The sequence below is a fragment of the Paenibacillus phyllosphaerae genome, from assembly GCF_014192105.1.
Lineage (GTDB): Bacteria > Bacillota > Bacilli > Paenibacillales > Paenibacillaceae > Paenibacillus_Z > Paenibacillus_Z phyllosphaerae.
In genome coordinates, this window is the sequence record NZ_JACHXK010000002.1 from 131,239 (window position 1) to 142,276 (window position 11,038).

Below are 11,038 nucleotides of genomic sequence, written 5' to 3' on the forward strand. Positions count from 1 at the left end.
GGCTCCCGCGGCAAGGAAAGAGTAGACACAGCCATCCATACTAGAATAGCTCGCCTGACGCTCCGTGGATCGGAGCATCAGGCGAGCTATTCGGCGTTCTTATAAAGCCGCGGCCTTCGAGTCGTCTGGAACGAGCTTGCCTTTCACGATAAGGCGGTGCGTCGGATTTTTCATCGGATGGCAGGTAATGAGCGTAATTTCGCTGTCCTTCCCGTTACTTTCGAGGATGTCTACCTGCGTAGGACGAACGACTTGTTTGGACGTGACGATATACGTGTAAGTTTTACTATCCGTTATGCTCACCTGGATCGTATCCCCGATCTCCACTTCGTCGAGCCGGTTGAAGTTCTTGCCATAGGTCCGGTTGCGGTGGCCGGCAATCGCATAATTGCCGATCTCGCCTGGCTTGCCGGTATGCTTCATGCTTGCGACCGACAGCTTCAGGTGAGCGGGCGTTGCGTCGGTCAGAATCGGCAGCTTGAGCTCGATTTTATCGATCGTCAGCACCCCTTCAACAGGTTCGCCGTTCATCGGCTTGGCCAGCGTGCCGGCCGCAGGCGGTTCATCTTGTGCATCGGGGGAGGCATTCGAATCGGCGACAGGCGTCGGCGTTGTTGTATTTGTCGTAGCAGGAGGTGACTCAATAGGCTCTGAAGGCGCGTCCAACAGCTGGAGGTTCTGCTCCCATGCAGCCAGAATTTGCTCCTGTTTGTAGCTTTCATAGCGGTCGTTAATCGTCGGATAGAGGAAGATGGCCAGACCTGCCAATATACATAGGAAGGGCAACATACGTTTCCACATAAGGCGTTTTTCCCTGCTTTCTTCATGAATTATGGATAGATTTGGTTGTCGGACTGGCAAAAATACGATAAACTCAAAGGTGAGACTCTCTAAAGCTTACCGGATTGATAGAGGAATGGGAAGGGAATACCGACCAGGATAAGCCACATCTATAGAAGGGGTGCTACATTTTGTCGCAAAAGAATACGTACTTGAAGATGTTTAATTTGGTTATGGCGCTCATGATTACGCTGCAGCTTGCAAGCGGAGTAGCCCAGCTGAACGTGGCGAGCGCTGCCGCAATCGGCGACAATATCATCACTGGGGTGAAGCTCACCGGACCGGATGATAAGCCGATCGAAGACGGCGGTATCTATGAACAAGGATCTGAAGTGACCATCGACTATACATGGGCGCTTCCGAACGGCCACGGCTATGCCGCAGGAGACACCTTTACCTTCAGCATACCGGACCAATTTCTTCTTTTTAACGATATAACCGGGGATCTGAAACTTAGCGGCGACGAATCGGTCGGGACGTTCTCCGTTACCAAGGCGGACCATAAGGTTGTCCTGACGTTCAACGATTACATAACCTCCCACGATAACGTGCAGGGCACGATTCATCTGGCGACGGAATTCGATACCAAAGTCATTACAGGCAGCACGACGCAAACGATCGTCTTTCCTGTTGACGGCGGCAATGCTACCTATACGCTGAACTTCAAGCCCACAGTGCCTTCGACGATTGCGAAGAGCGGTACGCCTGAAGGTTTCAATGCGGAGAAGATTAACTGGACCATCGATGTGAACAAGAAGCTGGAGCAAGTGGAGAACGCGGTTGTGACCGACGCCATTCCGGCGGGGCTCTCGCTCGACGCTTCGAGCATTGCGGTCTATCGCCTAGACGTCAATCTCGACGGCTCCGTGACGGAGGGCGCATTAGTCGATGCCAATGAATACACGACTACGCTCGCTGCCGATATTCTGACGCTCAATTTCCTGAATAACCTTACGTCTGCTTACCGGATCAAATATGTAACCGACATTACAGACGTGACCAAGAATTCGTTCAAGAACGCTGCCAAGTTCGTGGGCAAGGGCGGTAAGCCGTCCGCAGAAGCGTCCGCGACGGTGGCGGTCAATTACGGCAAAATGCTCGAGAAGCCGAAGCCGGCTTACGACGCAGCCAGCCAGACGGTCAGCTGGAAGGTCAAATTCAATTACCGGGAGCAGCGGATCACTGCGGCCGAAGCGCTGCTGACGGACAGATGGAACAATTCGCAGGAGCTGGTCGCGGCTTCCTTCAAGGTTTATCCGGTTACACTGGACGCTGCCGGCACCGAGACTAAAGGGGCTGCGCTTGACGCAGCGCAATATACGCTGACGGACGCCTCCGATGCGGATCGCAACGGATTCGTACTGAAGTTCAATAATGATGTCGATTCGGCCTACGTCATTGAATATGATACCCGAGCGACGGAGCGGGTAGATGCCGATGAGAAGGTGACCAATACCGTAACTTGGCTGACGGAGACGGCATCGGCTTTTGCCGATATTCGCCAATTGATCCTGCAGAAGGCGATCGCTAGCGTAGACTATGCGAGCCAGATTGTGACATGGACGGTCACGGTGAATGCCGACAGCCACGCCATGGACAATGTCGTTCTTACCGATACGTTCGCCAAGGGCGGACTTAAGCTTGATCCAAGCTCGCTCACGGTAGATCCGGCAGTGCCTTACGAGCTGGACGCAACGGTAACGGATACGCAAGGATTCAAGCTGACGTTCAAGGACCCCCTCACAGGTCCTGTAACGATCCGCTACGCGACCTCGTACGATAACGAGTGGCTTACCGAGGATTGGTTGTCGACCGACGCGAAATTCCCGAACCATGCCCAGGTAGACTGGACGGTTGGCGCGGATGCGCACAAGGTTGAAGTGACGCGTACATTCGATCCGAATGCGCAGACGAAGAACAACGGATACAAGTCCGGCTCCTACAATGCGACCACGAAGCAGCTGTCATGGACAGTGGGGGTGAACTATAACCGCGATACGCTGGCGCAGGCAGTCATTCAAGATACGCTGCTAAGCGGGCAGACTTTGGTACCAGGCTCCGTTAAAGTATACGAGATGGTCATTCCGGCTGGCGGTTCGCCAAGCAAGGGAGCTGAAGTGGATAGCGCCAGCTACACGGTTACGGATGCAGCCGGCGAACTGCGGGTTGCTTTCTCGGCACCGATCGATGAAGCGTATATCTTAGAATTCAGCACCGAGCTTAAGGATGTGCTTATTGACGCTTCCGTCACCAACACGGCTGTTCTGTGGGATGGCGCCGAGCAGGCGTCCAAGTCGCTGACGGCGACGGTAACGATCCCGCATGGCGGGGAGTATGTCACGAAGTCAGGCGCGCAGGATGGCGATAAGGTGAAGTGGTCGATCGCGATTAACCGTGGACAATCGACCGTCCATGATGCGGTCATTACCGATACGGCAAGCGCGAATCAGCGTCTGATCGCAAGTTCCTTCCATGTCTATGCGACGACGGTTGCCAATAATGGCGATGTAACCAAGGCCGCCGAGCTGGTGAAGGACACGGATTATTCGGTTGCCATAACGACGAATGCTGATGGCACGCAGACTTTCGTAGTCACGTTCCTATCGAATGGTAAAGTCATTAAGAGCGCCTATGTGTTGGAATATCAGTCGCTTATCGTGGCCGAGAACGGAGAGGCTATCTCGAACGACGTGCAGTTCAGCGGCAACAATAAAGTGGAAGTGACGAAGGATACGAGCGAAGAGGTCATCGTCGGCGTCTCCGGCGGCTCGGGTACGGGAAGCGGCGTGCGCAGCACATTGAACGTCACGAAGACGGACGAGAAGGATGCAACAGAAGTGCTGAGCGGGGCGACCTTCGAGCTGTATCGCGTGTTCGGCGCAGACCGCATTCTGATCAATACGATTACGACTGGCGCGGACGGCAAGGCGGTCTTCACGAAGCTGCTGGCCGGCGACTACGTACTGATCGAGACCGTTGCCCCGGAAGGCTACAAGCTAGATAAGACGGAGCATCCGGTGGCGGTGGGGGCTTCTGCGACCGTGACTCTCGGCATTACGAATGAGAAGAAATCAACAGGATCGAACTATCCTTATCCGACCGATCCGACGGATCCGGAGCCGACAGACCCTACTGATCCGACTACTCCAATAGAGCCGACAGACCCAACAGAGCCAACGGAGCCAACCGATCCGGTGACAGAGCCCGGGGAGCCGTCGGACCCAACGGAGCCGACTGATCCTGTAGGTCCGACGAACCCAGAGCCGACAAATCCTACTCCAACGACACCTCAACCAGGAACGGATGGATCGGTCGATCAGGGCGGCGGCAATGAAGGGAACACGGGCAGCGAAGATGGAAGCGGCAACGGAACCGAAACGGGCGGATCGATCGATGAAGGATTCGGCGGAACGCTGCCGAAGACCGGCGACGGAAGCCACCTTCCGGTTCAACTGACGGGCTTGGCCTTTATCGTACTTGGATTTTTACTATTCAGATCTCGTTTCTACCGTAGCATCAACAAATAAATCGTATGGAATGAGTCAACGGAGACGTTGGCTCATTCTTTTTGTCGATGCTAGACAAGGTATATTGCCCAGGAAATGGCGACCGAGGAAGAGGAAGTCGTACATGACGGCGATACGCGCGCTTCGATCGGCGACCTTGCGATTGCTGCAACCGCTTATGGCTGACTTCGGCGGATCCGCAATGGAATCAATACAAGCAAGCCGATATGAACGACGACGGCGTCATCGATATTATCGATTTGACTGTCATCGCCAAGCGTATCCTGGACACTGAAGTTTAAGCGTAAACCTGTGATAAGGGCAGCTCCTAAGCGAGATTCGCGAAGGGAGCTGCCCGTTTGTCTATTTTGCGCCAATCCGCTGAATGTTGGTTGAAAACTCGCTGAACCCTGGCTGAATGTTGCCGATTTGCTCTACATCGTTTATTCGATCTCGCCGAACATAGTGGGGAAGCAGCCATTCATGCGGTTACGAAAGGGGAAAGCAACTTGGAGCAAATAAAGCAAAGGCAATTGCGGAACATCCTGCTCGCATTTGTCATTCTGATGTGGGGAACGATCGGTACGAATCCGGTCCTGGCCGCTACGTCGTCAGAGGATCTGTCGAAGCTGGTGTTGTCTTCGAACGAGCTTACGCTAGCGATTGGAGATTCGGCCGCGATTAGCGCTTACGGTATCTACGAGGATGGCACGAGTGAAGACTTGACATATTATGCGGATTGGAAAAGCGAAGACGGGTCGATCGCCTCGGTCTACAACGGGACGATAACGGCTAAGGCGGAGGGAAAGGCCACGCTTATCGCCAGCTACGGCAGCTACGCCCAGACGATCCAGGTCGAAGTGACGAAGAAAGTGAAGGCGCTGACGAAGGACAAGCAGACGCTGGAGCTGCGCAAGGGGACGACGGCTTCGATCGGGCTGACGGCGACCTACACGGATAACACGACGGAGTCCGTGGCGGCCAAAGCGGATTGGAGTTCAACGGATGAATCTATTGCAACGGTGCTCAATGGCACAGTGACCGGGGTGGCGGCCGGAACGGTAACGATTACCGGCACCTACGGCGGCAAGACGGTGACCGTCACCGCGAATGTCGAGGTAGCCAAACGTCTTGATGCGAGCCAGACTTCGGTCTCGCTGCTGCAGAATGAATCGCAGACGATAACCCTTACGGCCACTTATGCCGATGGCACCACCAAAGAAGTAACGTCGGATGCGGTATGGTCTTCCAGCAATGAGGCCGTAGCGGACGTGCTCAGCGGCACCATCAAGGGCTATAGTGCCGGAACGGCGACGATCACAGCTCAATACGGCACCAAGACGGTGACGATTGCCGTTGATGTGGACAAGACGCAGAAGCTGACCGTCGATGAGCAGAATGTGTTCCTGCGCGTGGACAAGACGCAGCAGTTGACCGTAACGGCGGTCTATCCGTCCGGAACGGCAGCGGATGTAACGGAAAGCGCCGTATGGAGCTCCAGCAATGAAGCGGTCGCGTATGTGAGCAAGGGATTGATTACGGGGATTGCTTCGGGTACAGCGACAATTACGGCCAAGTACGGGACGAAGACCGTCCAAGTGACCGTGAACGTCGAAATCGTCAATCTGCTGGAGGCCAGCAGCGAGGAAGTAACGCTCAGCGCAGGCGGCACGGGCAAAGTGACCGTGAAGGCTACATACATTGAAGGCACGACGGAAGACGTGACGAGCAAGGCGGTCTGGACATCGACCGATAGTACGGTTGCGTTTGCGGCCAAGGGGACGATTACGGCATACAAAATGGGGACAGCGCAAATTACCGGCACCTACGGCGGCAAGTCGGTGGCCATAAGCGTCAGCGTCGATGTGCCTTCCAAGGTGTCTACCTCCTCCAAGGAAATCAACATTCAGAAGGATGAGGTTTATTATGCGGATCTGATCGCAAGTTACGCCGATGAGAGCGAGAAGGTCATGACGGAGAAAGCGACCTGGACTTCGGACGATACTTCGGTCGTAACCGTGAATAAAGGCGTGCTCACCGGGGTTGCCTACGGCACGGCAACGGTAACGGCTGCTTACGGCGGCAAGAGCGTCGCGCTTACGGTACATGTCGAGAATGTAAGAAGAATCGAGGCCAGCTCCACGGACGTCGCGTTGTTCATCGATGAGAGCGAGACGATCCAGCTCATGGCTACGTTAACGGACGGCACCGTTAAGGATGTCGCGCAGGAGGCTGTTTGGTCATCGACCAATGAGCAGGTCGCTTATGCCGCCAAGGGCGTCATTACCGGTTATACTTCGGGCACGGCGACGGTAACGGCTGCTTACGCGAACCAGAAGGTCACGATCTACGTATCGGTTGACCAGACGAAGAAGCTGAAGGCTAGCGAGACGAGCCTGTTCCTGGACACCGATGAGACGTTCCGCGCGACGGTGACGGCTATGTATCCCGATGGCACGACGGCCGATGTTACGAGTCAAGCCGTATGGAGTACCAGCAATGGGGCAATTGCCACCGTCTATCAAGGACTGATTACGGCGGAAGCGCCGGGAACGGCATCGATCACGGCAACATACAGCAACAAATCGGTCACCATTACGGTGGACGTCGATGTTGCCCGCCATCTGGATCCAAGCGACGACCAGCTGGATTTGCGCGCAGGCAGCCAACATACGCTGACGGTCATCGCAACCTTTGCAGACGGATCGCAGGAGGATGTAACGAGCAAGGCGGAGTGGAGCTCGGATAACGAAGAAGTGGCCTATGTGGCCAAAGGCAGCGTGGCCGCCTACGCGATGGGCGAAGCCGTCCTGACCGCCTCATATGGCGGAGCGACGGTCGATATTCCGGTAACGGTTGATCTGCCTGTCAAAATACGCGCATCGGAAGAAGAGCTTCATCTCGATGTGAAAGAAGAAGCCGAACTGCTCATCTACGCCCGCTATTCGGATAACTCCGAAGCCGATATTACCGGCAAAGTGGAGTGGAGCGTTAAGGACGACGGTATTGCCGAAGTCATCAATGGCACGATTACCGGTATAGCGACAGGCTCCACGACGGTAACGGCGCAGTATGGAGAGAAGTCCGTTACGATCCCCGTCAAGGTCGGATTATCGGCAAGTTTGGAAGCCAACGTACCGCTTGTGACAATGGGCGTATCCGATACGTACCAGCTGGTCATTACGGCCGTAGATGAGGATGGCAACGAGACGAACGTAACCGATAAGGCCGTATGGAAATCGAGCAAGGCGGCAGTTGCCGGCGTGAAAAAAGGGTTAGTCACCGCCTACAGCAAAGGCAAGGCCAACATCACCGCTACTTATGGCGGGCAATCCGTGGTCGTTGCGGTAGAAGTGGATCAGGTCGCGCGGATCGAGGCGTCGATTACGAGTGCTTCCCTGAAATCCGGAGGCTCGGTGAAAGCGACCGTAACGGTCGTCTACAGTGACGGCAACAAGAAGGACGTGACCGCGCTTGCGGAGTGGAAGACCAGCAGCTACAAAATCGCAACCGTCAGCGGCGGTGTCATTACGGCCGTGGGTTCCGGCAAAACAAACATTACTGCCAAGTACGCCGGCAAGACGGTACGCATTCCGGTGGAGGTCGATCTGCTGAAATATTTGGAGACTTCTTACGTGAATATCGCGCTTAAAGTTGGCGAGCAGCTGCAGGTACAGTCGACGGCCACGTATAAGGATCTATCGGAGGTCGACGTGACGAAGCACGCATTGTGGACGACTTCGCGCGCGGCTGTCGCAACGGCCAAAGACGGTCTGATCAAAGCGACCGGTAAAGGAAAAGCATCGATTACCGTTGCCTATGGAGATAAAAAAGTGAAACTGAACGTGATCGTTTCCTAGCGGCAAACGAACGTTCGGCAAGCAGCATGGCGAGCAAATATACGAGCAGATGATCAGGGCAACCTTGACCATCTGCTCGTTTTGCGTGTAATAATCTTCCAATTGGGTGATTCCATCCGTATAGTAGAGAGAGGAGTTGCGAACATGCGTAAAGGGGGAGCGGCTATGACAATCGAATGGACATCCATTCGCTTCGGCGTGGAAATAGAGTATGTTGGCGGAACGCCGGACGAGGTGGAACTGCTGCCGGGCTGGACGATGGCGCGCGATGAGCTGCAGATCGATGATACGGGACGTGAATCCGGCAGCGAGCTTCAGACCCCGCCGCTAAGCTGGGTGGATCGCGAACAGCTTAGCATCATGCTGGAACGGTTGCAAGCGAGCGGGGCGGCCGCGAACTGGAGCTGCGGCCTGCACGTGCATGTCGATCTATCGGCATGGGGAGCGCCGATCGTGCCGGCCTTGATCGATTCGGCCATGCAGATGCAGGATGCGCTGAGGCAGCTGCTGCAGATGAGCCCGCACCGGGCGCTATTCTGCCCGCCGGTCATCGAGGCGATGCGCGGCCGGTTCAAGCTTGAGCCGGGACCGGGAGCCGTGCGCAATGCGGGACGTCCGCAATCCCACCGGTGCGGTATTAATGTAGCGGCATTCTACGATATCGGCACGGTGGAGATCCGTTACGCGAACGGATCGCTGGCGTATGACGAGGTCATCCGTACGGTGGAGCTATGCCTTCGCTTCGTAGCGGCTGTAGGGGCTGGAGCAGGCAACCAGCTTCCCAATGATCCTCTGCCGCTCGCACGGCGGCTCGGCGCTCCTGAAGCGGGTTATCCGCAGGCGTCCGAACCGCCGCGATGGTATAGGGAGCGGATGTGGCTTGAGGACGCGCTCATACCTGTTTTTGCGCCCATGATCCCGGAGCTGGTGCCGTCAGGGGAGATTCATCATATTCTCCCTGGATCGGAAGGGCTGATCGTCGCCATTGAGAATCCGGAAGGGCAGCTGTCCCGGTTTACCTTCCGCGCGACGGCCGAGGGGTGGGAGAAGGTGGTATAATGTCGGCTGTTGGTCTTGACCAATTTTCCACTTATTGACTATACTTCTACCTATGACCATAAACTGGTAAAGGTGGTAGACTTGAGTGAGAAGGTTGCGCGTGCATGGCAGGATTGCCTTATGTTTTGTTCTATTCATCATCGTGGCAAGCGTCGGGACAGCCATTCTGGGAGGGCAGTCAGCGAGCGAATTATCGTTGACCGAAACTATGCTGTTATCGTCGTTGGGCTTAGGCGGGTCGGCGCTCCTAGTATATTTTTCCTTTGATCGCAAGAGTCCATGGACGCTGGGATTCAACCGCACGCGAGCTATCCCGTATTTGCTGCAAGGCGCGATGGTAGGCCTTCTGCTCATGGCCGTGTCCTTCGGGCTGATCGGCATATTCGGCGGGTTCGCGATCGAATCGGCGAATAGCTTGAGCGGTATAGGGACGAAGCTCTTAACCGGCTGCATCCTGTTCATGATTGTGGCAGTCTGCGAGGAATTGTTCTGCCGCGGTTATTTGCAGGGGCTGCTGAAGCATCATTACGGCGTGAACGCGAGCATTCTCATTACTTCTCTGTTATTCTCCTTGCTGCACGCTGGCAATCCGGGCATCTGGACGACGCCGTTTACGTTAATCAACATCTTCTTAATCGGCTTATTTTTCGCGCTGACCCGCGAATTGACCGGCAGTCTGTGGATGCCGATCGGATTCCATTTTGCCTGGAATTTCTCGCAGGGACATCTCTTCGGCTTTGCTGTATCAGGAACGGATGCGGCTTCGGTGCTCACCATCACGCCTCAAGGGACAGCCGTGTTGTCCGGCGGAGAATTCGGTGCGGAAGGCAGCGTCGTAACGACGATCCTTATCCTCGCCGTCTGTCTGCTCGCAACCCGTACGATGCGTGCCCGAGCGGACAGTTCCCACTTTCCCGCCTAACAGAGGAAGCAGTCTCTAGCCCCTATTTCTCGCTGTACCCTAATCGCATAGGCTATAGGCAATACAAAAACAGACTGCGGCTCTTACAGCCCCAGTCTGTTTTGTTGCGCATGCGTTATTTCAAACCGACGGCTGTGCCGTCCACGAGCTTCGCCTTCAAGGCATAGCCGTATGCCCCGGTGCCATCCTGGCCGATATTCGTGTTGCTGGTCGTATCGATGCTGCCCTGCTTGGCGGCAATGCTGACGCTGCTCACCATCTGCGCATCCTTATAGAATTTGGCGGATCCGTTTCGATCATGAGTGATCGCAATATAATGCCAACTGCCGTCAGCGACGCCTGGAATTGTCACATCTGTGCGAGTCTGGACGGAAGGTGTATAATTCCATTTGAGCGAGCCGTTCGATTGAAGGGACACAATCCAACCGGTATTCGCACCGGATGCCCAGTTCTTGTTGCCGATAATGACGGGATCGCCGGTTACGCCGGAGGATTGCATCCAGAACGCGACCGTGTAATCCGTCGCGCTGCCGAAAGTGGTATTCGCTGTCTTGCCGAGATTCAAATACTGTCCGGCAGTCTTGAATTCGATCGCGCTGCCGACGCGCCCGGCTGTATAGGTTGGCGAACCGGCCGCAGAGACAGGCGTTAGGGCGGACGAACTGTCGGTTACGTTACCTTCGAACTTAAGCGATAAGGCGGAGTCAGCCGGAACCGCGGCTGCAGCCAGCGCAGTGCCGTTCATGGCGGGGAAGGATACGGACGGGATATGAGGAAGCGTCCATCCGAGCGCAAGCAGCGCCGATCCGATTTTGAAGCTCTTTTTCATTCATCATCCCTCCTTCTCGAGT

The 11,038-nt window shown here is 55.4% G+C and carries 7 protein-coding genes; 5 read left to right on the forward strand and 2 right to left on the reverse strand.

Going from position 1 to position 11,038, the window contains the following annotated elements; genetic code table 11:
• Positions 1–99: 99 nt before the first annotated feature.
• Complete coding sequence (locus FHS18_RS04660; RefSeq protein WP_183597532.1) at positions 100–801, reverse strand: class D sortase; 702 nt, start codon at positions 799–801, stop codon at positions 100–102.
• A 170-nt stretch (positions 802–971) separates the two neighbouring features.
• Between FHS18_RS04660 and FHS18_RS04665 the strand changes: the two genes are divergently transcribed.
• The 5 genes from FHS18_RS04665 to FHS18_RS04680 all read left to right on the forward strand — a co-directional run bounded on the left by FHS18_RS04665 (position 972) and on the right by FHS18_RS04680 (position 10,187).
• A complete protein-coding gene (locus FHS18_RS04665) occupies positions 972–4,367 on the forward strand; it encodes an LPXTG cell wall anchor domain-containing protein (RefSeq protein WP_183597533.1) in 3,396 nt (1,131 codons plus the stop codon).
• Positions 4,368–4,573: 206 nt separating this feature from the next.
• The gene (locus FHS18_RS35340; protein ID WP_409348575.1) at positions 4,574–4,648 is read left to right on the forward strand and encodes a hypothetical protein; all 75 of its coding nucleotides are present in this window, start codon (positions 4,574–4,576) and stop codon (positions 4,646–4,648) included.
• Positions 4,649–4,855: 207 nt separating this feature from the next.
• Entirely contained in the window at positions 4,856–8,206 is a 3,351-nt protein-coding gene (locus FHS18_RS04670; protein WP_183597534.1) for an Ig-like domain-containing protein, read from the forward strand.
• Between the two features lie 165 nt (positions 8,207–8,371).
• A complete protein-coding gene (locus tag FHS18_RS04675; protein ID WP_183597535.1) occupies positions 8,372–9,265 on the forward strand; it encodes an amidoligase family protein in 894 nt (297 codons plus the stop codon).
• An 85-nt stretch (positions 9,266–9,350) separates the two neighbouring features.
• Positions 9,351–10,187: a CPBP family glutamic-type intramembrane protease gene (locus tag FHS18_RS04680; protein WP_183597536.1), complete on the forward strand. Its 837-nt coding sequence runs from the start codon at positions 9,351–9,353 to the stop codon at positions 10,185–10,187.
• 115 nt (positions 10,188–10,302) lie between these two features.
• On the opposite strand, the gene FHS18_RS04685 is transcribed toward FHS18_RS04680, so the two are convergent.
• A complete protein-coding gene (locus FHS18_RS04685; RefSeq protein WP_183597537.1) occupies positions 10,303–11,016 on the reverse strand; it encodes a LamG domain-containing protein in 714 nt (237 codons plus the stop codon).
• Positions 11,017–11,038: the final 22 nt, after the last annotated feature.